This is a genomic window from Comamonas denitrificans, from assembly GCF_042654745.1.
In the GTDB taxonomy this organism is placed as follows: Bacteria; Pseudomonadota; Gammaproteobacteria; order Burkholderiales; family Burkholderiaceae_C; genus Comamonas; species Comamonas denitrificans.
This window is the reverse complement of sequence record NZ_JBHSEY010000010.1, coordinates 135,137-158,864: the sequence shown is the minus strand read 5'-3', so window position 1 is coordinate 158,864 and position 23,728 is coordinate 135,137. Positions and strand designations below refer to the sequence as shown.

Sequence of the window (23,728 nt, the reverse complement as noted above, 5' to 3'; positions counted from 1 at the left end):
GGTGGGTTGGGGTCAGGTCGGCACAGAGGCGGGGCGATTTTTCACGAAGCGATCGCGCAGATGGTTTTTCAGGGCCGTCCACATGGTGTGGTAGCCCTGGGCACCCAGGTGGGTAATTTCCTGCAGCCCCAGCAGCGGGCGGTCTGGTTCCTGGTTGTCATTCCAGTGCGTCCAGGAATCGGGGCGGGCAAAGGTGCACTGCACCAGGGCGATTTGCTGCTCTTTCGAGAGGTTTTCAAACTCCACGCCCAGCGTGCCCCGGCCCGGGTCGAGCATGACCTTGGCGGGAAAGGCGTGTTCGCAATCGTCCCACCACAGGCCGACATGCACCTCGGTGCCCACCGGCAAGGCCTGCCACTGTGCCGACGGCACTTGTTGCAGCTGCAGCCCCAGGCCACTGAGGGAATAGTCGGTGCACGTGGCGTGCAGGGCGCGGCCATCGGGCAGGTACAAGGTGGCGGGCAAGGTGGCAGCGACCCGGTGCATTTTGCGCACCTGGCGCGATTCAGCAGCCACGCCAACGGCGGCCCCCAGCATGAACAGGCTGTAGGCGGTCCAAATCAAGTTCATCACCACCGTGGAAGTCTCGTCGGTGTTCCACCAAAACAGGCGCACCAGGCCCACGCCAAAGGCGGCGATGTTGAGCACCATCAAGATGGTGTAGGGCAAGGAGGTGGTCCAGTCAAAGTAGGAGCGCTCCACCAGCCCGCCCTTGGCCGTGACGTTGAACTTGCCCAGCTTGGGGTTGATGATGGCCAAGGTGGTGGGCAGGGCCACGTACCAGGCCAGCACCGTCTCGTACACCTCGGCCCAGAAGGTGTGGCGGTATTTGCCTTGTACGTGGGCGTTGGCCACCCCGGCTTGCACGATGTAAGGCAGCACATACAGCGCCAGCAAAAACGCATGCGCGTGGATGATGTAGATGTGGAAAAACAAATACGCCATGGGGGCCGTCAAAAACACCAAGCGCGGCAGCCCGAAGAAAAAGTGCAGCATGGCATTGCTGTAGCAAATGCGCTGCCACAGCGTCAGCCCCTTGCCCAGCAAGGGGTTGTCGGTGCGGAAAATCTGTGCCATGCCCCGCGCCCAGCGAATGCGCTGGCCGACGTGGGCCGACAGGCTTTCCGTGGCCAGACCCGCCGCCTGGGCTTCGTTGATATAGGCCGTGGTGTAGCCCCGGCGGTGCAGCTTGAGGGCGGTGTGCGCATCTTCGGTCACGGTTTCAACGGCAATGCCGCCCACTTCCATCAATGGCTCGCGGCGAATCACGGCGCACGAGCCGCAGAAAAACGTGGCGTTCCAAAAATCGTTGCCGTCTTGAATCAGGCCGTAAAACAAGGCCCCTTCATTGGGCACGCGCCGAAAGGTGCCCAGGTTGCGCTCAAACGGGTCGGGCGAGAAGAAATGGTGCGGCGTTTGCAGCATGGCGCACTTTGGATCGCGCTGAAACCAGCCCACGGCGGTTTTCAAGAACGAGCGCGTGGGCAGGTGGTCGCAGTCAAAAATGGCGACCAGCTCCCCATCGGTTTTCTGCAAGGCGTGGTTCAGGTTGCCCGCCTTGGCGTGGTGGTTGTCCGGGCGGATGATGTACTGCACCCCCACTTCGGCCGCAAACGCCCGAAATTCCTCGCGCCGACCATCGTCCAGGAGATAGACCTTGAAGCGATCGGCCGGCCAATCCAACGCCATGGCCGCCAGCACCGTCGGGCGCACGACGGACAGCGGCTCGTTGTAAGTGGGAATGAACACATCCACGGTGGGCCAGGACTGGGCTGCGCCTTGCAAAGGGGCTGGCGCACGCTTGAGCGGCCACGCCGTCTGAATAAAACCCAACACCACGATCAGCCAGGTGTAGGCCTCGGCCGCCAGCAAGCCATAGCCCAAAACGGCTTGCGCCAAGGTCTCAAACTCCAGCGTCGTCGTCACGCGCCACCAGGCATAGCGGCCGGTGGCCAGCAAACTGACGGCCGCCAGGGCCAGCGCGGGAAAGCGCCCCGGCAAACGCCGCACCACCAAGGACAAGGCCCAGGCAAAAATAAAAAACAACAGCTGGCCAAACCAGTTGAACGGTGTCGTCATCACGATCATCGCCGCCACCATGGCCAGGCCCAAAGACAGCCAGCGCAGGCTGGGATACCGCATCAGCAGCTGCACGGAGCGCTCAATCCGCGCCGTGGTTTTTGGCTTATTTATAAGAGCTGCTAGCGCATCCAATCCGCGCAAAGTTATGCGCAATGGCTCCAAAATCAAATTAAAAACAACGGAAACAGCTCTTAATACTGTAGCAATATGCCGCCCCAACCAGGCCAGCAGCGGCCACCCCTGGGGGCGCTGCTCTGGGGGCAGTACCAAGGCCCGCCACACCCACTGCCACCACGGGGCGGCCTGCGGCACCCCCAGCACCTGGCGCAGCCATGCAAGAGCGTACTGTGGCCCCATCAAACACCTCCTGGGGGCCGCACCAGCGGTGGCTGGGCCAAGGTCTGCTCCAGCCAGTTGGCAATGCCTTGCAAGTCATGGGCGGATTGGGCGTAGGGGGCCATCTGGTGTACGCACAGGCCCTGCGCCTGGGCCTGGGGCAGGTGTTCGTCCTGGTGCAGGACGTAGGGCAACAGCTGCCCAGGCCACTGCAAGCGCAGCTGGGCCAAGGCATCGCGGCGGCTGGGGCTGCGCGGGTCCACCCCGGTGACCACCATCCCCACGCGCTGGTGTGGTTGCAAACCGGCCAGCAAGGCCTGCAAGGATGCGTGCAAATACACGGCACGCCAAGCCGCGTCCAGCACCACCAGCACCACATCGGCGCAGGCCAGCGCTTGCTGTGCCAAGGGGGCAGGCAGGGGCGGGGTGTCCAGCAGAACCACCGTGGGGTTAGGCACATCCAAAGCCTGCAATTGCTGCGCCAGCCAAGGGGCGGCCAGGGGCAGCGGGGCAGCGCACGGCCCATGCGCCAGCAAGCGCACGCCATCGGCGTTTTCCACTGCCGCATCGCCCAGCCAGCCACCGGCTTGCACGGCGCTGTGCCACCCCGTTGGGGGTTGCTCGCGCATGCCCAGGTACAGGCCCAGGGTGTTTTGCGCACTCAACTCCAGCGCCACCACGGGGTGCCCGCGCTCGGCCAGCAACGCCGCACTGTGCGCCACCAAGGTGGTACACCCAACACCCCCCAGGGCCGAAACAAAAGCCACAGTGCGCATGGCTTACTCCGGCTGCCCAGGCGCACGCTCGGCAGGCATGCGGTAGGGTTGCAAATACCGGGGCCTGCGGGACAAGGCCGACAAACCACCGTGGCGCCAGGCGATGGTGCCCAACGCGGCCCCCAGGGTTAGGCCCAGGACCAAATACCAACCGCTCATACACTGGACTCCAAAATTTTTGTGCTGCGCCGCCCAATCGGGTGGGCACGCCAAGGCTGTGCGGCACGCTCTGTCTGGGGCGGCGGGGGGGCCATCGGCGGCAGCAGCGTCATTGCCGCCGGTGCTGCCGCCACCACAGGGGCTGCGGCAGGCTCAACCGCAGGCTCAACCACCGCAGCGGCTGCCGCCTGCAAGGCCACCGTGTAATCCGGCAAGCGTGCGGCCTGGGTGCGCAATTGCTGCAAGGCATGGGCAATGCCAACCTCGGAGCTATCGACCGTTTGCGCCGCAAACAATTGCTCCAGCGGCAGGGCAAACATATTGTTCAGGGCGTAGGGCACATCCGACGGCGTACAGGCGAATAAAAAGAGCTGCAACCCCTGGGCATCGGCGGTGACCAAGTCCCCATTGCGCAAAACGCGGCAGGCTTGGAGTGCGTCCACATGGGCAATTCGGGGCAACAGCTGCAAATGCACCAGAGAATGGACCAACCCCACCGCCCGGCTGCGCTGCAGCATCTGGCGGGCCGCTTGTTCAAACGCCGCCGGGGCTTGGTAGCCGCGCACATGGGCGGGGGCAAAGGCCCCCAGCACCTGCTCCATCGTGCCTTGCACTGGTTGGGTGTGGACCAAGGTGCGTGCCGAGGCAATCATGCGCAGCAAGCGGGCAAAACCCAGCTCGCGGTAGGCCACCGCCGTGACCCCCAAGTGCAGCAAAGCCTGCTCGCTGTGCGCGCGCAATTTGCCCGAGGTCTCGCGCACAATGATTTTGACGCTGGGGGCCAAGCGGCTGCGCAGGCGGTACACCAGGGCGCACAAGGCATCAAAGGCCTGCGGATCGCCCACATCCAGCAGCACCGTGGCCCCCTTGGCCTGCTGGGCAGCGTGTTCTAAGGCGGCCCAGTCGGGCAGCACCACCCAGTGCGCGGGCACCTCAATGGGCGGGGGCACGCAGGCGGTGGTGGTGTACACCACCTCCAGATCGGGCGCTTGCACCAGCACCGGCACTTCGCCATGCGAGTAGCTGCCCGCATAGCACAACCGCCCGGCCTGCATGTGCAGGTCATAGCGCATATGAAACATCATCCCCTGGGGGCCATCCCAACTGTGCAGGGCCAACACTGGATGGTCGCCGGTGTGCTCCAGCGTGGCCAGATGGCCCAGGCCCAGGCTGGCCGAACGGGCCGCGCTGGCCAGCTGTTCCGCCTCGGCCAAAGAGGCCTGCAGGGCAGCGCCCCCCGCACTGGCTGGGGGGGCCAAGGGCAGCATCAGCACGATGGGCCAGGCGTGGCGTTTGGCAAAGCGGCGCAGCTGCCCGCCCAAACTGCGCAGTTGCGCTTGCGCTGCGCCCAAGAACATGGCCCGGGCATCCAAAATGCACAGACTCGCCCCAGCGGCCAGCCCTGCGCGGCGCACTTCGCTGGCCCAGGCCCCAAAATTTTATGTTCCCCCACCAGCCTCTTAAATGTTGCATGGCACGAGAGCTGCCACTGGCAGCTTTGTTGCAAAAAACATTGTCATTCGCAAGCAGTTGGGAGAGTGAACGCAGCGCTTCACTCCCCAATGCCTGTCACTGCCTCAACAAGGCAGTTGCTTTGGCGACACGCTCCAATTCAAAACCATGAATCGGACACAAAATGGACACCCACAGGCAGGTTGTTCACACGCAAGCTGACCGGCAAATCTACCAGCGGCTGTAACTTGACAACCAGTGCAGTGGAGGATGACTTCAGGCCATCATTTCCAGAGGAAGTTGGGCCTCGCTTTGCTTCCTTCGAAACTTGCTGCACCACGGCCTCAAATTCTTCGCCACTCTGGAAAGAAATTGTGGCCTTCTGCCCCACCTGGGCATACTTCAAATCCTCTGGCGGCAAATAGGCCTGAATCCAGGCAGTTTCATCACCATCCATCACCAGCAACTCATCACCAGCGCTGACCCACTGCCCATTCACCGCAAAAACCTGGCTCACTACAGATACAAGAGGTGCCACCACCTCTGCGATGGATTCCACAGAACGGCCGGACATTTGCTGACGTGTCACAGCAGAAGCCGACTGCCTCAGATCACGCATAGTCATCTGCAAACCAGACCGAAGCTCCAACAGCTGCATGCGAGCCGCATCCACCTCCTGGCGTGTGGCTGCCCCCTCACGAAACAGTGACTGCATTTGATTGAAGCGATTTTCCGCCAGTGCTACCCGTTCCTGTTCATTCTTCACAGCGCCTTCCAGCAAGCTTCTGCGCTCCCGCTCATAGCGCTCATCTTCCTGCGAAACCGTTCCAGACACGGATTCGGAGTCTTCCTTCAATCGCACCTTGTGCTTCAGCAAAGCAACCACCTGCCCCTGCTGCACAGTTGCGCCCTCCGTCACCAGCTCTTGCACCACGCCACTGGCAGGCGCGCGCACCAGCACAGACTCCAGCACGACCACACCATGTGCGTCGGACTCAAGCACTGCCTTCGCCAGACTCCAGAAGAAGTAACCTGGCAGCAACATGACCAGTGCCAGCGCCAGAAACCAGCGCCACTGCGGCACTTGGCGCTTACCTGCCGGGTAATTGACGTGAATTCCGTTGCTGACTTCCGCAGACTTTGGCGGTGCATCAAAGTTAATTTTCATAGTCTGGTATCCAAATATTCATCCCACGATTGCACAATAATTCCATTAAACCCAGTAATTTCAGCGTACAAGCTTTGGGCTATTTCTCCCCAGACCTTTGCAGCCTCAGTTTTACCTTTGGAATAAAAACTCTCCTGCGCTGAGAGTTCTTTTTCAATACTTTGCGCCACCGCAATTTGCATGCCTTCAGGCAATGGAGGCATTTTCCGCATGATTGCCAAAGTGGTCGCAGGGCTTGCGCTGTAAATCATGGGGATTACTTCCTTGACCCCAGTTTTTCCAAGATTCTCAATAAATCCTGGCAACATCAACTCTCGGTAGTGAGTGGTCAGCGAAATAGGCAGAGCGCTTTGGCTGGCCACCTCCGACAGCAGGGCAATCACATGCTTGTCCCAATCTTTCTGCTGCTGCTCGGGAAGCTGACTGCGCTCCAGGTCCAGATGAATCATGTGAAAAGGCAAGGACTGCAGGCTGGCAATCAAGCGATACAAATGCCCACGCCCCTCAGGCAGCACCCAGGTTGGTTCCCCCAGCAACAACTCCAGCCGGATATTGCGTTGCTGCGCCAGTTGCCCCAGCTGCTTGAGCTGTTGCGCCGATTTCCCTGCCTGACCAAGCTCCAGCAGCTCCTGTTCCTTGAAAGACAGCAGCAGGCGCTGCGTTCCTGGCGGCAATTGCGCCACCATCTCTGGATGATTCAGCCAATCCCGGCCAAACCATGCATACCAGCCTGTTCCGGCAGGAAACACAGGCCCAGCCGCAACATGCTTGCTATCTGTGCTGGCTTTGTGCGCGCCCACGGCGCTATCTCCCCCCGCCGTGGCCGTCAATACATTCACTGCAGCATCCGCAGCATCTTTATTGGCTTGCAAGACACAGCGCTCAAAGAAATAAGCCATATCCACTGCAGCCAGGTCTCGGGCCTCCAGCGTATCTATGTACTGCAGTGCCCGCTCATACAGCCTGTGCTTCGCACGAATGAGCTGTGCAAGGCCATCTCCATCCAGCGCATCTTTGCGTAACGAAGCAATGCGCAATGCTTCCTGCGCAGCCTTGTACTGCTGGAGCACCGGTTCAATGGCGTTCTCCCGCATCTGCCATTGCGCCAAAGCAGTTTCACTCTGCAAAAGCAACTTCTGCCGCTCTTGCTCGTACTCATGCTGTGCGAGCTCTTTTTCTGCCTGCAACTTGGCCGCCAAAGCACTCTTTTGCTGACGCCAGTTCCAGGGAATGGAAATATCCAGGGCAACACCGGTCGCATGCCCGGCATTGCCCTTCCAATCTTTGCTGATGCTTTGATTGAGCTGAACACCACCTTCAATCGCTCCATAGCGAGAAAGCGTGCTGCGCTCCTGGGCACCCTGCAATGCGATACGCGTGATTTCAAGAAACGGATGCTCAGTCTGTGCCGCAGTATCAGCACTGGTGGCCACGCATGCCTGCGGAATATTCAGTGGTGCAACGACCTGTGGCACCAGACTGCGCCCCGTCAAATACGCCATCTGTGACAGTGCTGCGCGCTGAATTTCCTGCTCACGCGCTGTACGTGCCTGGGCAACCTCATACAGGCTTTCCAGCTCCAGCGCTTCTGACTTGAACATCAGCCCTTGAGCCACCCTGCGCCGAGTGACGCCTGCTGCTTCCTGCTGACTGCGCAGGAACTGCGCCACCATCTGCTCACGCTGCTGACTACGCATGTAGCGCACATACATGCGCCCAGTCTCTGTCACGGACTGCATTTGCAGCAGGCGCCGCTGCGCTGCCTCCGTCTGCAATGCACCCCGGGCCTGTGACACCGCACGCTGTCGCTCTTCGGCAGCAGCCAGCAGACTCATACGCACCCCTACCTGACCATACGCACGGCTATAGCGGCGATCCAGGGTATCCGTCACCGACTCCTTGGCATGCGCGGCCCCAGTAGCGGCCACGATGCTTGCGCCGTTGTCTGCTTCCAGCAGCGTCACGTTCAGGCTCGCAATATGCTCTTTCAAGCGAGACAGCTGCACCGAAGGAGCAGCCTGCTGACTCCAGTCCTGCAGGTTGTCCCAGTTCCACTGCGGGCCTGGCGTCAGTGCATGTTGCTGCACCACCGGTGCCTGCGCCATGGCGAACTCACCCGCCACACCGATGACTGCGAGCAGACTCCCACGTGCTAGGTATTTCCGCACATCAAACAGAAAATTCATGACTGACACTCAGAACTTGTTTTTTTTCAGCACCCAAGTTGGTGCCATGGAAGAATCCAAATGCGATTTGGTAAATATTTCTACCAAGATGCAATAGACGGAGTAAATGCGCAAAAGCAACGCAAAAATTGGAAAAAGCGGCAAATATGGCAGGTATTTACAATCAAACCATACCCGCTCTGACACTGCTGCCAAATAGACAATATAAAAAATACCCAACACAAAAAGATAAAACGAATACAGAACAGCCACCTCTGCCAATACGACGACCAAGGGCTGCATCACCAATGCAGCAATCAGCGCAATGACAATCAGAAATGGCAATATCAGCTGCATCAAAATGCCATTAACAAGCGTAAACAGAAAGTTGGGCCACCCCAGCAGCGATGGCCGCAGGTTGAATCGAAACTTGCGAATGAAGATGTAGAACATGTCGCCATCCCAGCGCTCACGCTGCTTGGCAAAGACCCGCCACGTATCTGGCGCATCGGTGTGGCCTACGGCATGTGGCTCGAACTTGATCTTCATTCCGGCATGGCGACCAAAGTACTGCTTGATGCGCAGGGTCAGATCCAGATCCTCAGCACTGCCAGCATCCCAGCCGCCAACCAGGCGCACGATACTGGCGCGAAAGACGCCAAATGCCCCGGAAATGTTGTTGACCACATTGAACTCGGACAGCCCCGTCTTACCGCCACTGATGGACAACACGTATTCAAGCCCCTGCATTTTTGCTGCCAGCGACTTGTTCTGATTGCGCACGCGAAGATTGCCGGCAACACCAGCCACCTGTGGGTCTTCAAAATGCCGAATCGCTTTCTCGACCATGTCATTGTCAAATGACGTATCACCATCGAGGGCCATCAGTACCTCGCCGGTGGCAAAAGGCAGGGCCGCGTTCAGGGAAGAAACCCGTCCACCACGCTGCCACTTGGGCAACACCATGACTTCACGAAAAGGCTGATCACGCCAGCGCTGCGCTTCAGAGTGGGCGGCCTGCAGCGTCAAGTGATTTTTAATGGCACCGTCAATAATGGGAATGATTTGAATGTGCCCGGCATAGCGCTGGTTCACCAGCGTACTGATGGTCTTGCGCACATCCTCTCCTTCCGAGTAGCAAGTCACAAGACAAGACACAGAAGGGTAGTAGGAACTGGGCGCCCTACGCTTCCAGCGACGCAAGCCAAAGCGCAGCATCCCGATGATCACCAGCACATAAAAAGGCAGCTCCAGCAGCACGATGGTGGGGAATGCCACCGCCAGCGCATCAAAACCCTGGGCAGAGCTGCTGAGCATCAAGGCCTGAAATTCGGCGATGAACTGTTCCCACATCATTTTGCGGCTGCCTCTGCGGAGTACAGTTTTGCCATCTTCTGCATCATGCCCAGCGCCGTCGCCTTTTCAGACGGTTCACCTTCATAGGTACGGATCACAAGGCGCAGCTTGCGCACGTCACCATCTTCGCTGGCCATTTGAGCGAATATCTGCTCAATGCGCGCCTTCAGACCCTCAGGGCTCGTGAAAGGCAGCAGCAGCAACAGGCAGCTTTCTTCGATGCGAGTGATCACATCAGAGTCTCTGAGCTTTTCATTCAAGCGCAGCGCAAACTCATCGAGCATCAGGTACAGCCGCATCGCGCCCAGATGTTCCAGAATCTCAGCGGAGTGATGCAATTCCACCGTCATGAGATTGAAGCGGAACTCCTGATGCCGCAGCTGAATATTGGCAGCCCAGTCCAGCATTTTCTGGAACACCATCGGGTCCACATAGCTGCGCGCCTTCAATGCGGCAAAAGAGCCGAGCACGCCATCTAGTCGAATGGCATTGCGCCCCGCCGCACTGAGCTGCCATCGACACACCTTGCGGACATCCAGATCGGATGGCATGTTGCTGTGCCCGCAGTCAAGGCAGCGGGCCTTGACCAGTGGCTCCATGAAGGAGCGCAGGCATGAGCGACAGCTGTACTGCGCCAGCGGCTTGTCATAGTCCACCCCGATATGGCGCAGATGCGTGTGGCACTTGGGGCATTCCAGCTGTTCCCGCTCCAAAAACGTGGATTCAGGACCTACATAGCCGCAGGCAAAGCAGTGCAATGCCGATTCCTTGCGGATATCGATGTCTTCGCAATGTGGGCATAGATCCACAAAGTGGATGTGAGCGGAATGGCAACTGTTGCAATGGCGCGTACGGTCAACCAGACCATCATCACGCAGCAGTCCCCGGCGCACCAATGCATCAACGGCCTGCAGGCCATCTTCATGCTCAAAAGCCAGCAAATCTGCGACCGGATAGCGATACAGCTGCGCGCTGTTGCGATCCAGCAGAGGAGTCAAACTGGCCTGCATGCCTCGCTCATAGAGAAAAAAGAGCAGCCGCTCCTCCAGACCCACAAACTCGCTGGCGTCCGGCAGGCCTTGCCTGCGCAGCAGCATTCCCTGCGCAAATTCCTGCGCCTGCTCCACGCTGCACAGGCTATCAACATAAGGTTCAGCATCCTTGCTCTCTGGCGCTGAAAAAACCGGCAGGTTCCACCATGCACTGCGTCGAATGCCCTGGATGCTATCGAGCCAGTCAGTACCCGCACCGCACTTCACGTAAAAGCCCAGAGCACGGGCATCCTTCCCTTGCTGCGCTTCCCAGGCCTTGAACGAAGCAGATGTCTGCGCTACAGGGGTCTCAGAAAAATCACCTAAAAAAATCAGCTGCGGCTTCAGCAACGCGGAACTAGTCATATGAATCTTGAGAAGAGGGAGGCAGTGTGTGTCGCAGCTTCAGGTATGCGCCACGCAAGGCACAAACCACTGGTTTGTGTGGAAGATCGAGTACGAATCAGCAGGGGGATACAGGCAGCACGGCGGCGCTTTGCAATAGCGAGCGGGAGGATCGTGTGAGCAAGCTTTCAGCTTGTGATGCGATGAATTCTCTGCAGCTTGATATTTTTGCGAAATTCAATTTCATGGCGGATTCAAGACCCAAGTGTGATGTTGCCCCCGTATTCCCGTCCCCGTCCTAGTCGCAATAAAGCGCCTGGTCCATCGCCGGTTCCTGGCGCACTTGTGCGGCCCGCTGCCTCCTGAACTCCCGAGGCGAGCGCATTTTCAGCGATGAATGCGGATGCACCTCGTTGAAGTGCTCGAAAGCGCTGGGCAATCGCATCCAACTGCTCTTGGCTGTAGATGCTCAAGTCCGTGCCTTTGGGCAGGTACTGCCTCACAAGGCCATTGGTGTTTTCGTTGGAGCCTCGCTGCCAAGGGCTGTGTGGGTCACAGAAGTACACTGCCATACCCGTGTTCTGGGTGAGTTGTTTGTGTAGCGCCATTTCTTTGCCTTGGTCGTACGTCATGCTTTGGCGCATGGGCTGGGCAATGCCAAGCAGCTTGTCCGTGAAGGCTTGCATGACGTTGACTGCACTGGCCGGCTGGAACTCAGGGAGTTTGACCAGCATGAGCAAGCGGCTCGTGCGCTCGACCAAGGTCCCCACAGCGCTGGCGTTGCCAGCGCCCTTGATGAGGTCTCCTTCCCAGTGCCCTGGGAACTGGCGGGCTTCAATCTCGGGCGGGCGCATATGGATGCTGAGCATGTCCGAGATCTGGCCACGGCGGTCTTTGCCCTTGCTGCGAGGCAAGCGTTTGTTCTTCGCTTGGCGCAACGCTGCGATCAACTCTTTGCGCAACTCGCCCACTGGCTGAGCGTAGATGCAGTTGTAGATGGTTTCGTGTGACACGCGTAGCTCATGGCCTTTGGGATACAGGTGGGACAGTGTCAACGCAATTTGCTCAGGTGACCAGCGACAGCGCAAGAAATGAACGACCAATTGCCATAGAAGGCTTTGCGGGTGCAGCTTGGGCTGAGGTCTTGCGCAGCGCCTTCTTTGTTCGCTGCGCTGCTGAGCGCGTGTGCTTGCATATCCTTGCCCAGACACGCTGTTACGAGCAATCTCTCGACTGATGGTGCTGGCACAGCGGCCTAATACTCGAGCAATGCCACGTACGCTATAGCGCTGCTGTAGCAAGCTGGCGATGGTGAGGCGATCTTCGGGTTGGAGTTGGCTGTATGGCGAACGACTTGCAGACATCTGCTGACCTTAACAGTTGCAGGTGTTGCAGTTCAGATTTGAATCCGCCCGGTCTTTGGCCTGGTCAATGCTGTCGCTGGAGAGCAAGGCAAAGCGCGTTCCCGCATAGCCCGTAGAAGCGGCCATGCGGGCCACGGCGGCCAAGTAGGTTTGCACATCGGCCACCGTGGGCTGGCTGGGCAGCACAATTGCGGTCTGGGCCAAATCGGCGTATTTGGTAAACGGAAAGCCGGTATTGGCAAACGCGGCCAAATTGGGCATGGCGATGTAGTGATCAAACCCGGTGAGGTCGATGGTCGATTGCGGATCCAGCGCCGCCCGCAATTCCACCGGCTGGGTGGCGCGGCAGCGCCCCAAGTCTGCTGGCGGGATGGCAAAGGTAAATTGCATTTGGTTGTCGCCACCCACCATGAAGGCCGGAATCTTCATATTCGAGCGGGTCTGGCCTGGGGAATCCTCCACCAAGGGCAGCAGGGCGCTGACCTTGCCCTGGCTGTCCCCACTGGCGTACAGGCGGTAAGAGCGCAAAAACTGGTCATTGAGCGCCACATTCAACGCCCCCCGATCGGACAGCGGGGTCGGCGTGTACCGGTACTGCAACTGCAGGGGCACGCCTTTGGCATTCCACGTAAACAAATCCGGGGCCATGCGGGCGTTAATGCGAATCGTGTCGTACAGGGTGGTGCCACGCAATTGCAGCTCTTCAGGGCGCTCCACCAACTCCCCCAGCGGCACCACACGCTTTGAGGAAATCCAGCGCGGGGCATCGTAGGCCGCCCGCAGCGCAGGAAATTCAAATTGCGTCACCTGCAAACTGCGCCCGGACAAAGCGGCTTTGCCCAGCGCCAACACCTGGGCCGCTTGCTCCACCTGCGCCTCATCCTTGCCCAAAACCAGCAGCAGTTGCGTCCCCGGCACCAGGGGGTGATCCACCATGCTCAAAGTAGGCTGCTCCACAGGCGGGAGGTCGTGCAAAAAGTCAGGGCGGTGGGCATTGGTGGCAATCACAATCGCCGAGCGCAGGGGCAACTCATTTTCCAGCACCGACAGCTCGGTGCCCCGGTACGCAGCCAACGCCCCCAACCAGCCCGCCACGGTGCCAGCGGCTTTGAGCTCGCCCTGGTTGGGGCGGGCCGCGTACACAATTGGCACCTGCACCGGGCGGCTATCGCGGGGATCAAAAAACGGTGCTGGCAGCAAGGCCAAGTCCGTTTTCAAGGGCAGGCGGCGCAGCGTCAGATCCAGCCGACTTTGGCCACTGATTTCGGCCCACAGGCTGGAATGCTCCTGATCCTCACATTCCAGGGTGTAGTGCCCAATGAACTGAAACTGCAAACGGTTGTAATCGGCAAAGTAGGCCGGGGGAATGTCCAGCTCCACCTGGTGCATCAGGCCCAAGCGCTCTTTGGGCAACACAATGGTCTGGATCAGCTGGTCGTTGAACGACACCTTCAGGTGCGACAAATCGGCCAGCAGCGCCGGGGAGAGGGTAAATTGCAAACGCAAACGGGCCTGCTCCACCTGCTCATCGCGGCGAATGCCAAGACCTACGCTGACTTCGCTTTGCGTACCGCGCAAACGCACCACACCGCCCAGCCCCAAATCCTGCAACCGTGGCCGCCAGTGCGAGACGGGCAGCGGCGGCTGCCCCTGCGCCGCCTGTTGAACCCGCGCGGCGCCAATGTCGGACACCAGCACGGCCTCTTGAGACACTGCCTGTAGCGATAGCGCACCAAGCACAACCCCCATACCTAAGCGCAGCACCCACAAACCATCTCTTTGTTTCATAGCCATTTTTGCTTTATATGCGTTGTTCTGTTCCGCTGAAAGGGCACACCACCAAGCCCACTTCATTTCATTTCATTTTATTTCAGCTAGTAACAAAACTCTAACATTGGCAAGCGTCGATAGATTGTTAATTTTTTTAAAAAATGGAATCCTATTAAATATTAACTATGATGAATTGAGCGTGGCCACGCGTGCTGCTGCTTTCAGCAAACCCGCTTAGAACGTATTCACGTTCTTAGAACGTGTTCATGGTCTCGAATGAAGGTGTGGGGGATGCGGTTGGGGATGGGTTGCGAGGCGCAAACCACAGCAATAGCTTGGCTATTGCGAGGATTTGCAACGACGCAGACCGCCCGAAGCCGCGCCCGCACACCCATGAGGAGATCGTGAACACGTTCTTACACATGCCCCCAGTAGAGCAGCGCCTCCCGCCCCTGAACCGACAGCGACACCGTGGCCCCGACCGGCAGCAGCACCTTGGTGGGCACATGGCCAAACGGCAGGCCGGTCAGCACCGGGCAGGCCACTTGTCCGCGCAGCCGGTCCACCACGGTTTGCAGCTTGAAACCGGCATCGTGGCGGCTCAGGCTGTAGTCGGTGAACTGGCCCAACACAATCGCCTTTTGCCGCGCCAGCACCCCGGCGTGCAGCAGCTGGGTGAGCATGCGCTCGATGCGGTAGGGGTGTTCGCCCACGTCTTCTAAGAACAAAATCCCACCGTCAATCTGCGGAAAGTAAGGCGTGCCCAGCAAGGACACCAGCACCGCCAAATTGCTGCCCCACAAAATCGCCGCACCAGGAATGTCCACCCCCTCGGGCTGCGCCGTGGCCGCGCCGCGCTCTTTGGGCAGCCGCCAGCCTGCACCCTCGCCCTGGCCGCACAGCAGGTCTTCAAAAAAGGCCTGGCAGATCTCATCCACCCCATCTTTGGCACCAAAGTCGGCGCACAGCAGCGGCCCGGCCCAACTCACCGCGCCGGTCTGTGCCAGCAAGGCGTTTTGCAAGGCGGTGAAATCACTCATGCCCACAAACTGCGTGCCTTGGCTGACGGCCTTGGCCACAGCGGCGTAATCAATGGCGGGCAACAAGCGCGTCAAGCCATAACCGCCCCGGGCCATTAGCGCCACATTGGCCCCACTGGCGGCGGCACGGTGCAGGGCGGCCAGGCGCGTGGCATCGTCACCGGCAAAGCGTTGGTCACGGGCCAGGGCATCGGCATCGACCTCGACGGTGTGGCCCATGGCCTCCAGGCGGCGCACCCCGCGCCGAAACGCGGCCTTGTCGCGAATCACCCCCGACGGGGCATACACATAAATATGCCGAGCGCCCGTGGGGTGGTGGTGGGGGCAGTCACACGCTTGGGGGTGGTGGTGGGAATGTGCATGGTCATGGCCATGCTGGAAATCGTGGGCAGGATGGTGAGAAGACACGGTAGAGGGCAGGCCCAAAGGCCATTGAAAAACTAAGTGCCGAAGTATTCCATAGCCGCCCTGACCTGCACCTGCGCAGTGGCGGCATCGTGCGGCACCGTGCCATGCCAACGCGCCACCGTGGCCTGCACCGGCCACTGCGCCCAGGCCCGGGGGCCAGCGCGGTGCCCAGCATCAGGAAACGGGGCCTGCGCTGCCGCACCCAGCGGGGCCGGGCCTTGCAGGCACCAATCCCACGCTGGGCCGGCAAGGGCGGGCAAGACGGCGGCCGCCCCCTCCTGCGCTACCCAACGGGGCTGATGAATTTTTAAAAACAAGAGCAGCTCACGCACTATCTGCGTATGTTTTTGCGGTAAATGCCATTGCGTTTTTTTGGGCTTGTCGCTGCGCCCAAAGCCGGGCAAATCCACCGCCACCACCCGTTGCCCCGCTTGCAACAGCGCGGCCACCAGATAGCGCAGGCCATAGCTGCTGCCCACCCCATCGTGCAGCAGCACCCAGGCGGGGGCCGTGGGGGGGCCTTCGTCCACATAGTGCAGCCGCAATCCGGCCAGGCCGGGCAGATCGGCCACATACCGCGCCGCCCAGGGCCACGCCGGATCGGGGGCAAAGCAGCGCTCGGGCGTGCGCACAGCATCTGGGCGCAGCGGCTGGGCCTGCTGGCGCTGCTGCTGGCGGCGTTGCTGAAAAAATTCAGCCAGCACCGCCGCACATTCCTCGGCCAAAACGCCGCCCTCCATGGTGGTGTGGGCATTAAGCTGCGGCAGCGCAAACACATCCAGCACCGACCCGGCTGCCCCGGTTTTGGGCTCCCGCGCCCCATACACCACCCGGGCGATGCGGGCGTTGAGCAGCGCCCCGCTGCACATGGTGCACGGCTCCAACGTGACATACAGAGTGCAGCCGTCCAGCCGGTAGTTGCCCAGCCGCTGGGCCGCCTGGCGCAGCGCCTGCACCTCGGCATGGGCGGTGGGGTCATGCTGGCCAATGGGGGCGTTAAAGCCCTCGCCCAGCACCTGCCCGCCTTTGACCACCACAGCCCCCACGGGCACCTCACCGGCCGCCGCCGCTTGCCGGGCCAAGCGCAGGGCGTGGCGCATCCAGTGCTGGTCGGTGGCAGCGCCTTCAGACACTGCGGCAGGATCGGGAAAAAAGGGCTCGGGCATAGGCGGCGCATTATCCTGCGCGACAGGCCCAGCCCCTGCCACAAGCCCCCGCCCTGCACGCCTGATCGCACCCGCAGGGATAATTCGCGCCCTATGTCTCTCCTGCCCCACCAGCTTGAACTGCTTGCCCCCGCCCGCAATGCCGATATCGGTATTGAGGCCATCAACCACGGTGCCGATGCCGTCTATATCGGCGGCCCCGCCTTTGGTGCCCGTGCCACGGCGGGCAATGCCTTGGCCGATTTAGAGCGCCTGATCGCCCACGCGCACCGCTTTCACAGCCGCATCTTCATCACCCTGAACACCATCCTGCGCGACGATGAGCTGGAAGAGGCCCGGCGCATGGCCTGGCAGGTGTACGAGGCTGGGGCCGATGCCCTGATCGTGCAAGACATGGGCCTGCTGCAGCTGGATTTGCCCCCCATCCAGCTGCACGCCAGCACACAAACCGACATCCGCACGCCCGAAAAAGCCCGGTTTTTGCAAGACGTGGGCTTCTCGCAAATCGTCCCGGCCCGCGAGCTGGACCTGGCGCAGATTGCCGCCATCCGCGACGCGCTCCAGCCCAGCACGACGATCGAGTTTTTCGTGCATGGGGCGCTGTGCGTGGCCTACTCGGGCCAGTGCTTCATCAGCCACGCGCACACCGGGCGCAGCGCCAACCGGGGCGACTGCAACCAGGCCTGCCGCCTACCCTACGAAGTGCTCGATGCCCAGGGCCGCATCCTTGCGCACGAAAAGCACGTGCTGTCGATGAAAGACAACAACCAAAGCAACAACCTGCGCGCACTGATCGGTGCGGGCGTGCGCAGCTTCAAAATCGAAGGGCGCTACAAAGACATGGGCTATGTGAAAAACATCACCGCCCATTACCGCAAGCTGCTGGACGAAATCGTCGAAGAAGGCGAGTTCACCCGCGCCGCCTCGGGGCGCACCACCTTCAGCTTCACGCCCGACCCGGACCAAAACTTCAACCGCGAATTTACCGACTACTTCGTGCAGGGCCGCCAGATCGACATCGGTGCCTTCGACACGCCCAAAACGCCGGGCCGCGCCATCGGCTGGGTGACGCAGATCGGGCCCGCAGGCGACAAGTGGTTTGAGCTGGAAGTCAGCGACAAAACCACCCAACTGCACAACGGCGACGGCCTGTGCTACTACGACCTGCAAAAAGAACTGGTGGGCATCCACGTCAATCGCGCCGAATGCGTCCATGCCAAAAAAGGCATCTGGCGCATCTTCCCCAAGGATGCGCTGACCAGCTTCAAAGACTTGCGCAAAGGCCTGGAAATCAACCGCAACCGCGACATGGCCTGGAACCGCACCCTCGAGAAAAAATCCAGCGACCGGCGCATCGGCCTGTGGGCCAGCTTCAGCGAAACCCCGGACGGCTTCGCCCTGACGCTGACCGACGAAGACGGCTTTACCGGCCACGCCCACATCGCCCAGCCCCACCAAGCCGCCACCGACGCCGCCCAGGCCGAGGCCACGCTGCGCGAGCAACTGGGCCGCTTTGGCACCACCATTTTTGCGGCGCACGCCATCGCCCTGCAGCTGAGCCAGCCCTGGTTTGTGCCCGCCTCGGCCCTCAACCAGCTGCGCCGCGATGCCGTGGCGGCCCTGGAGAGCGCCCGCGCCCAGGGGCTGGCCCGCCTGCCCCGCGCCACGCCTGTGCAGCCGCCTGTGCCCTTCCCAGAAGACACGCTGACCTACCTGGCCAACGTCTTCAACCACCAGGCGCACGATTTTTACGTCAAGCACGGTGTCAAAGTGATCGACGCGGCCTACGAAAGCAAAGAGGAAGAAGGCGAAGTCAGCCTGATGATCACCAAGCACTGCGTGCGCTTTTCCATGAGCCTGTGCCCCAAACAGGCCAAAGGCGTGGTCGGCGTGAAAGGCACCATCAAGGCCGAGCCGCTGCAGCTGATCAACGGCAAGGAAAAGCTCAAACTCGTCTTCGACTGCAAACCCTGCGAAATGCACGTCGTGGGCAAGATGAAAAAATCCGTCCTGCACCAGCACGAGCGCCAAATGCACGAGCAGCCCCTGCAGTTCTACCGCACCCGGCCTGCTAAAAATAAAGTAGCATCATCCGCTGATATCTAAATAGAAAAAAGGCCAAAAGCCCAATAATTCCAATAAATAAAAGCGCCAAAAGCTATCGAATCAAAGAAACCCATGCCGCGCCGCACCGCCCCCAGCAAGGCCGACAGCGCCCTGCTCCAGCCCTGGACCCCCCTGCCAGACAGCGCCATCCAGGTGCCGACCACGGCCGCAGAATGGGCGCAAGCCCGCGCCGCCTTGCTCGCGGCCAGCGCCCTGGGTTTTGATACCGAGAGCAAGCCCATCTTCCGCGCCGGCCAGCACGACGACGGCCCCCACATCGTGCAACTGGCCACACCCCGCGCGGCCTGGGTGCTGCAACTGCGCCACCCCCAGGCCCTGGCGCTGGCCCGCGAGGTACTGGCCGCGCCCCACATCACCAAAGTCGGCTTCGGCCTGGACAACGATTTGCGCACCCTGCCCCAGCGCCTGGGCGTACAACCGGCCAACGTGCTGGACCTGGACAAAGTCTTTCGCCACCACGGCTTTGGCCACAACACCGGCGTGCGCGCCGCCATGGCCATCGTATTGCAGCGCAGCTTTAGCAAATCCAAACGCACCAGCACCAGCAACTGGGCCGCGCCAACACTCAGCCCGGCGCAAGTGCGCTACGCCGCCAACGATGCCCACGCCCCCGCGCTCATCCACGCCGCCTTGCCCGCCTGGCAGGCGCAGCAGCCCCCGCTGCCCCCCAGCAAACCGCCGCGCCCAAAAAAAACAGTGCGCTTACCGCAAGCCCCACAACAATCTGTACCGGCTAGCACCAACCACCCTAACCCCATCATGCGGTGGGTGCTACGTTTTTTTGCACTGCTGTGCCTGGGCCTGGGCATTGCCGGTGTCTTTCTGCCGGGCCTGCCCACCACCGTCTTTATCTTGATGGCCAGTTGGGCCGCCGCCCGCAGCAGCCCACGCATCCATGCCTGGCTGCACCGCCACAAACTGTTTGGCCCCATGCTGCGCAACTGGGAGGCCGGCGGCTACGTCAGCCGCCGCGCCAAATACAGCGCGGCCATCACCATGGCGTTGAGCGCCGCCATCTTGTGGTGGCTGGCCCAGCCCTGGTGGGCCCCCATGCTGGCCAGCAGCTGCATGGCCGGCGTGCTACTGTGGCTGTGGCGCAGACCCGAACCACCCACAGCAACCGCAAAAAATTAAAAAATTTCCCCACTTTGTTGCGAAAGCCAAAATTCCATGCCTATAATCGCGGCTCTTCCCTGATAGCTCAGTCGGTAGAGCGACGGACTGTTAATCCGCAGGTCCCTGGTTCGAGCCCAGGTCGGGGAGCCAAAATTTAAATAGATAGTTACCGAATATTCCCTGATAGCTCAGTCGGTAGAGCGACGGACTGTTAATCCGCAGGTCCCTGGTTCGAGCCCAGGTCGGGGAGCCAAAATAAAGCCAGACAGATGCCAATTTGTCTGGCTTTTTTTATTATTCCCGCCGTGACGACCGCACCTCCCCCCCTGCCCTGGCTCACCCCACACGACCCCTTCCCCCCGGTCAGCACCGCTTGGGGCCAGGACAGCCCCTTGCCCGGCCTGCTGGCGGCTGGTGCTGTGGTGGACGCACCCCATCTGCAAGCGGCTTACCAGCAAGGTATTTTTCCCTGGTTCAGCCCGGGCCAGCCACCGCTGTGGTGGTCGCCCGACCCGCGCATGGTGCTGCAGGTAGAACGCTTTCGCCTGCACCGCTCACTGCGCCAGACGCTGAAAAATTTTCAGCGCAACCCCCACTGCAGCATTCGCATAGATCACAGCTTTCGCCAAGTCATGCAGCACTGCGCCGCCACCCCACGCCCAGGGCAAGACGGCACCTGGATCGTGCCCAGCATCATCGATGCCTATTGCGACTTGCACGCCCAAGGCTTGGCGCACAGCGTGGAAACCTGGATTGGCGGGGAACTGGTCGGCGGTTTGTACTGCGTCGCCCTGGGCCGGGCGGTGTATGGCGAATCCATGTTCGCCCACCAGCGCGATGCCTCCAAAATCGCCCTGGCAGCCCTGGTGGCCCTGTGCCGCAGTGCAGGCGTGGTGCAAATCGACTGCCAGCAAGCCACCCAGCATCTGGCCTCGCTCGGCGCAGCAGAAATGCCCCGGGATGATTTTTTGCAAGTGGCCCAAGCCCAGCAAACCTATCCCGCGATGCATTGGCAGTTTTCGCCCCATTTATGGGCTACGCTTGGCCTGCCCACCTATGACTGAGCCTGTTCACCCCATCTTGCAGCTGTACACCACCGCCGAATACCCTTGCAGCTACCTGCCCACGCAGCAGGCCCGGTCGCTGGTCGTTGCCCCCAATCACCTGATTACCACCCCGGTCTATTCCAGCCTGATGGAACAGGGCTTTCGCCGCAGCGGAAATTTCACCTACCGCCCGCACTGCGCCCAGTGCCAAGCATGCGAATCACTGCGCGTTGTGGTGGCGCACTTTCAGCCCAGCCGCAGCCAGCGCCGCACTTGGCAGCGCCACGGGCACCTGGAGGCCAGCATCCAGCGGCTGCACTACAACCCTGCGCATTACGCCCTGTACCAGCGCTATGAAAAAACCCGCCACCCCGGCGGCGGCATGGACAACGACAGCGTTGCGCAATACCGTCAGTTTCTGCTGGATAGCCATATTGAAACCCGCCTGGTCGAATTTCGCGACCCCCGGGCCGAGAATGCTTTGGTGATGGTCTCCATCATTGACCTGCTCACCCAGGGCCTCTCTGCCGTTTATACCTTCTACGAAACCGACCACCCTGAGGCCAGCTACGGCACCTACGGCATCTTGTGGCAAATCGAGCTGGCCCGCAGCCTGAACCTGCCGTATGTGTACCTGGGCTACTGGATCGAAAAAAGCCCCAAGATGCGCTACAAGCAAGACTTTCATCCGCATGAAATTTTGCGCCACGGACAATGGCAAGCACACCAGCCGCAATGAAAGCAAGGCAAAGGCAAGCACGGGGCTAGAATGCGGCCCATTTGCCTCTCTATTTCACATGAAGAAAAACGACAACGAAACGCCCAACAAACCCAGCGTCCAAGTATTGGAGCGCATGTTCACCCTCATCGACGTGCTGGCCGCCAAGGAAGAACCCGTTGCCCTGAAGGAAATCAGTGAAAAAACCGGCCTGCACCCCTCCACCGCCCACCGCATCCTGAACGACCTGACCACCGGCGGCTTTGTCGATCGCCCCGAGGCAGGCACCTACCGCCTAGGGATGCGCCTGCTGGAGCTGGGCAACCTGGTCAAAGCGCGCCTGAGCGTGCGCGAGGCCGCACTGCCACACATGCGCCTGCTACACAAACAAATCCAGCAACCGGTCAATTTAAGCATCCGCCAGGGCGACGAAATCGTCTATGTGGAACGCGCCTACAGCGAGCGCTCCGGCATGCAGGTGGTGCGGGCCATTGGTGGTCACGCACCGCTGCACCTGACCTCCAACGGCAAGCTGTTTTTGGCCGCTGACGATCCGCAAAACGTGCGCAGCTACGCCATGCGCACCGGCCTGTCAGGCAATACCCACAACAGCCTCACACAGCTACCCCAGTTAGAGCGCGAGCTGGCCAAAGCACGGCAAACCGGCATCGCTTACGACAATGAAGAGTTGGAACTGGGCGTGCGCTGCATGGCCGCCGGGATTTACGATGACCAAGGCAAACTGGTGGCCGCCCTATCGATTTCTGCCCCGGCAGACCGCCTGGACGATAGCTGGCTGCCCAAGCTCAAAAGCTGCGCCCACCACATATCAGCTGCCTTAGGGTTTCAAGGCACGATGTAAGCGCCTGACTTGTTTCTGGACTGCGGCTTCAGTGCAAGTGCCGGGGCCGACGGCCACCACCGCGAGGACCACCACGCGGTGGCTGGCGGCCAAGGTCCAGGGAATTGACCAAGTTATCAAAGCGCTGGGCAAATAACTTGTCAATCTCGCCCACCACACCGGCCAATTCGGAGGCATCAAAGTGACGCTCCATCAGATGAATCACGTCTTGCACCAGCATGTCACGCTGCACACTCATGATGGCCGCCGGGGTAGGTCCAACAAAAAGCATGACAAAGTCATCGCGCGACTCTTCGCCTTCGCCCGCCTCTTCTTCGTCAAACTCGGCATCGTAGAAGGTCACTTCAATGGCTGCCCCCTCTTGCGCCAGCTCATTCAAGCCCATGCAAAAATCATCCAGGGCATAGCGAAAATCTTCAGCCCCAGAAACCGTCCAGCACATTTGCAGCATGTGGGCAGCGCTATCAAAAACGATGCCCGGTTCCTCTTCATAGGCACTTGCCGCCCCGTCTTGCAAAGAACGCGCGCCCGCGTAGGACCACAGGGGTTTCAAGGCTTCTTGTAACTGGGAAGGCGTGACATCCGGGCGCAAAGCCACTTGACCGTGCACATGAATTTCAAAAGGGGTGTTGTAGCGATTCATTTTTATGGCCTATGTGGTGCCTCGGGCCGGGATCGAACCGGCACGCCGCTTTCGCGGCACGGGATTTTAAGTCCCGGGTGTCTACCAATTTCACCACCGAGGCCACATTCACCTAAAGCTGTGCAGGAAAGCGATCTAGCTTACCTGATTTTCATCAACTCGCTTGTCTCTACAAGCCAGGAGAACATGAAAAAGGGAAGCGATTGCTTCCCTTTTATTTGGAGCGGGAAAACGGTCTCGAACCGTCGACCTCAACCTTGGCAAGGTTGCGCTCTACCAACTGAGCTATTCCCGCGTTTTCTGGAGGCGCGACCCGGAGTCGAACCGGGCTAGACGGATTTGCAATCCGTTGCATAACCGCTTTGCTATCGCGCCAAAATTTGGAGCGGGAAAACGGTCTCGAACCGTCGACCTCAACCTTGGCAAGGTTGCGCTCTACCAACTGAGCTATTCCCGCAAACAACCAGCAGCTACTAATGAAGTACTGGTTTTGGTTTTTCACAACTACAAAATTGCGAAGACCGCAACTATAACATTTTTTTCAATTTAAAAAAGAAATCTGCCAAAATTTTGCAACAGTTCAAGCAAGTCTTCCCAA

At 60.2% G+C, this 23,728-nt stretch carries 17 protein-coding genes, 6 tRNA genes and 3 pseudogenes; 8 read left to right on the top strand and 18 right to left on the bottom strand.

The window, feature by feature from the left end; translation table 11 throughout:
* Positions 1-12: 12 nt before the first annotated feature.
* The 13 genes and pseudogenes from bcsA to tadA form a co-directional block, all read right to left on the bottom strand.
* The gene (gene bcsA / locus ACFO24_RS02720) at positions 13-2,439 is read right to left on the bottom strand and encodes a UDP-forming cellulose synthase catalytic subunit (protein ID WP_377736667.1); all 2,427 of its coding nucleotides are present in this window, start codon (positions 2,437-2,439) and stop codon (positions 13-15) included.
* On the bottom strand, positions 2,439-3,194 hold the full coding sequence (bcsQ, locus tag ACFO24_RS02715) for a cellulose biosynthesis protein BcsQ (protein WP_377736665.1): 756 nt from the start codon (positions 3,192-3,194) through the stop codon (positions 2,439-2,441). The genes bcsA and bcsQ overlap by 1 nt, the downstream gene beginning before the upstream one ends.
* Positions 3,195-3,197: 3 nt before the next feature.
* Positions 3,198-3,353: a hypothetical protein gene (locus ACFO24_RS02710; protein ID WP_377736664.1), complete on the bottom strand. Its 156-nt coding sequence runs from the start codon at positions 3,351-3,353 to the stop codon at positions 3,198-3,200.
* Positions 3,350-4,768, bottom strand: coding sequence for a BcsE family c-di-GMP-binding protein (locus ACFO24_RS02705; protein WP_377736663.1), 1,419 nt, complete (start codon positions 4,766-4,768; stop codon positions 3,350-3,352). Before ACFO24_RS02705 ends, ACFO24_RS02710 begins: the two co-directional genes overlap by 4 nt.
* Positions 4,769-4,965: 197 nt before the next feature.
* Positions 4,966-5,973 (bottom strand): HlyD family secretion protein, encoded by a 1,008-nt coding sequence (locus ACFO24_RS02700; RefSeq protein WP_377736662.1) that lies wholly within the window; start codon positions 5,971-5,973, stop codon positions 4,966-4,968.
* A complete protein-coding gene (locus tag ACFO24_RS02695) occupies positions 5,970-8,159 on the bottom strand; it encodes a TolC family protein (RefSeq protein WP_377736661.1) in 2,190 nt (729 codons plus the stop codon). The genes ACFO24_RS02700 and ACFO24_RS02695 overlap by 4 nt, the downstream gene beginning before the upstream one ends.
* A 9-nt stretch (positions 8,160-8,168) precedes the next feature.
* Positions 8,169-9,494: a glycosyltransferase family 2 protein gene (locus tag ACFO24_RS02690; RefSeq protein WP_377736660.1), complete on the bottom strand. Its 1,326-nt coding sequence runs from the start codon at positions 9,492-9,494 to the stop codon at positions 8,169-8,171.
* Positions 9,491-10,891, bottom strand: coding sequence for a TackOD1 domain-containing metal-binding protein (locus ACFO24_RS02685; RefSeq protein ID WP_377736658.1), 1,401 nt, complete (start codon positions 10,889-10,891; stop codon positions 9,491-9,493). Before ACFO24_RS02685 ends, ACFO24_RS02690 begins: the two co-directional genes overlap by 4 nt.
* A 277-nt stretch (positions 10,892-11,168) precedes the next feature.
* Positions 11,169-11,309 (bottom strand): annotated as a pseudogene (locus tag ACFO24_RS02680) (IS3 family transposase); the annotation flags it as partial.
* Positions 11,305-12,234, bottom strand: a pseudogene (locus ACFO24_RS02675) (IS30 family transposase); the annotation flags it as partial. The pseudogenes ACFO24_RS02675 and ACFO24_RS02680, both read right to left, overlap by 5 nt.
* Positions 12,235-12,243: 9 nt before the next feature.
* Entirely contained in the window at positions 12,244-14,022 is a 1,779-nt protein-coding gene (gene bcsB, locus ACFO24_RS02670) for a cellulose biosynthesis cyclic di-GMP-binding regulatory protein BcsB (RefSeq protein WP_377736656.1), read from the bottom strand.
* 398 nt (positions 14,023-14,420) lie between these two features.
* Positions 14,421-15,452: an LD-carboxypeptidase gene (locus ACFO24_RS02665; RefSeq protein ID WP_377736654.1), complete on the bottom strand. Its 1,032-nt coding sequence runs from the start codon at positions 15,450-15,452 to the stop codon at positions 14,421-14,423.
* A 32-nt stretch (positions 15,453-15,484) separates the two neighbouring features.
* Entirely contained in the window at positions 15,485-16,618 is a 1,134-nt protein-coding gene (gene tadA / locus ACFO24_RS02660; protein ID WP_377736653.1) for a tRNA adenosine(34) deaminase TadA, read from the bottom strand.
* A gap of 93 nt (positions 16,619-16,711) precedes the next feature.
* Here tadA and ACFO24_RS02655 point away from each other — a divergent pair, with 93 nt between their 5' ends.
* The 8 genes and pseudogenes from ACFO24_RS02655 to ACFO24_RS02620 all read left to right on the top strand — a co-directional run bounded on the left by ACFO24_RS02655 (position 16,712) and on the right by ACFO24_RS02620 (position 22,487).
* A complete protein-coding gene (locus ACFO24_RS02655; RefSeq protein ID WP_377736651.1) occupies positions 16,712-18,724 on the top strand; it encodes a peptidase U32 family protein in 2,013 nt (670 codons plus the stop codon).
* Positions 18,725-18,796: 72 nt separating this feature from the next.
* Positions 18,797-19,366, top strand: a pseudogene (locus ACFO24_RS02650) (3'-5' exonuclease); the annotation flags it as partial.
* A gap of 138 nt (positions 19,367-19,504) precedes the next feature.
* Positions 19,505-19,879: a YbaN family protein gene (locus tag ACFO24_RS02645; RefSeq protein WP_377736767.1), complete on the top strand. Its 375-nt coding sequence runs from the start codon at positions 19,505-19,507 to the stop codon at positions 19,877-19,879.
* A 56-nt stretch (positions 19,880-19,935) separates the two neighbouring features.
* Positions 19,936-20,011: transfer RNA gene (locus ACFO24_RS02640), tRNA-Asn, on the top strand.
* A gap of 27 nt (positions 20,012-20,038) precedes the next feature.
* Positions 20,039-20,114: transfer RNA gene (locus ACFO24_RS02635), tRNA-Asn, on the top strand.
* Between the two features lie 16 nt (positions 20,115-20,130).
* Entirely contained in the window at positions 20,131-20,925 is a 795-nt protein-coding gene (gene aat, locus ACFO24_RS02630; RefSeq protein ID WP_377736649.1) for a leucyl/phenylalanyl-tRNA--protein transferase, read from the top strand.
* Positions 20,918-21,646: an arginyltransferase gene (locus ACFO24_RS02625; RefSeq protein WP_207573910.1), complete on the top strand. Its 729-nt coding sequence runs from the start codon at positions 20,918-20,920 to the stop codon at positions 21,644-21,646. The genes aat and ACFO24_RS02625 overlap by 8 nt, the downstream gene beginning before the upstream one ends.
* A gap of 58 nt (positions 21,647-21,704) precedes the next feature.
* Complete coding sequence (locus ACFO24_RS02620; RefSeq protein ID WP_377736647.1) at positions 21,705-22,487, top strand: IclR family transcriptional regulator; 783 nt, start codon at positions 21,705-21,707, stop codon at positions 22,485-22,487.
* 28 nt (positions 22,488-22,515) lie between these two features.
* Here the strand turns inward: ACFO24_RS02620 and ACFO24_RS02615 are convergent, their stop codons facing one another.
* The 5 genes from ACFO24_RS02615 to ACFO24_RS02595 form a co-directional block, all read right to left on the bottom strand.
* On the bottom strand, positions 22,516-23,130 hold the full coding sequence (locus tag ACFO24_RS02615; protein ID WP_377736644.1) for a DUF6806 family protein: 615 nt from the start codon (positions 23,128-23,130) through the stop codon (positions 22,516-22,518).
* A gap of 14 nt (positions 23,131-23,144) precedes the next feature.
* Positions 23,145-23,233, bottom strand: a tRNA-Leu gene (locus ACFO24_RS02610).
* A 116-nt stretch (positions 23,234-23,349) separates the two neighbouring features.
* A tRNA-Gly gene (locus tag ACFO24_RS02605) sits at positions 23,350-23,425 on the bottom strand.
* Between the two features lie 6 nt (positions 23,426-23,431).
* Positions 23,432-23,505, bottom strand: a tRNA-Cys gene (locus ACFO24_RS02600).
* 6 nt (positions 23,506-23,511) lie between these two features.
* Positions 23,512-23,587, bottom strand: a tRNA-Gly gene (locus ACFO24_RS02595).
* Positions 23,588-23,728: the final 141 nt, after the last annotated feature.

What these genes read in the sequence shown, in the direction of transcription:
- bcsA (WP_377736667.1), bottom strand. Translation starts at nt 2,439, where the DNA reads ATGGGGCCACAGTACGCTCTTGCATGGCTGCGCCAGGTGCTGGGGGTG.
- bcsQ (WP_377736665.1), bottom strand. Translation starts at nt 3,194, where the DNA reads ATGCGCACTGTGGCTTTTGTTTCGGCCCTGGGGGGTGTTGGGTGTACC.
- ACFO24_RS02710 (WP_377736664.1), bottom strand. Translation starts at nt 3,353, where the DNA reads ATGAGCGGTTGGTATTTGGTCCTGGGCCTAACCCTGGGGGCCGCGTTG.
- ACFO24_RS02700 (WP_377736662.1), bottom strand. Translation starts at nt 5,973, where the DNA reads ATGAAAATTAACTTTGATGCACCGCCAAAGTCTGCGGAAGTCAGCAAC.
- ACFO24_RS02695 (WP_377736661.1), bottom strand. Translation starts at nt 8,159, where the DNA reads ATGAATTTTCTGTTTGATGTGCGGAAATACCTAGCACGTGGGAGTCTG.
- ACFO24_RS02690 (WP_377736660.1), bottom strand. Translation starts at nt 9,494, where the DNA reads ATGATGTGGGAACAGTTCATCGCCGAATTTCAGGCCTTGATGCTCAGC.
- ACFO24_RS02685 (WP_377736658.1), bottom strand. Translation starts at nt 10,891, where the DNA reads ATGACTAGTTCCGCGTTGCTGAAGCCGCAGCTGATTTTTTTAGGTGAT.
- bcsB (WP_377736656.1), bottom strand. Translation starts at nt 14,022, where the DNA reads ATGAAACAAAGAGATGGTTTGTGGGTGCTGCGCTTAGGTATGGGGGTT.
- tadA (WP_377736653.1), bottom strand. Translation starts at nt 16,618, where the DNA reads ATGCCCGAGCCCTTTTTTCCCGATCCTGCCGCAGTGTCTGAAGGCGCT.
- ACFO24_RS02655 (WP_377736651.1), top strand. Translation starts at nt 16,712, where the DNA reads ATGTCTCTCCTGCCCCACCAGCTTGAACTGCTTGCCCCCGCCCGCAAT.
- ACFO24_RS02645 (WP_377736767.1), top strand. Translation starts at nt 19,505, where the DNA reads ATGCGGTGGGTGCTACGTTTTTTTGCACTGCTGTGCCTGGGCCTGGGC.
- aat (WP_377736649.1), top strand. Translation starts at nt 20,131, where the DNA reads ATGCCAATTTGTCTGGCTTTTTTTATTATTCCCGCCGTGACGACCGCA.
- ACFO24_RS02625 (WP_207573910.1), top strand. Translation starts at nt 20,918, where the DNA reads ATGACTGAGCCTGTTCACCCCATCTTGCAGCTGTACACCACCGCCGAA.
- ACFO24_RS02620 (WP_377736647.1), top strand. Translation starts at nt 21,705, where the DNA reads ATGAAGAAAAACGACAACGAAACGCCCAACAAACCCAGCGTCCAAGTA.
- ACFO24_RS02615 (WP_377736644.1), bottom strand. Translation starts at nt 23,130, where the DNA reads ATGAATCGCTACAACACCCCTTTTGAAATTCATGTGCACGGTCAAGTG.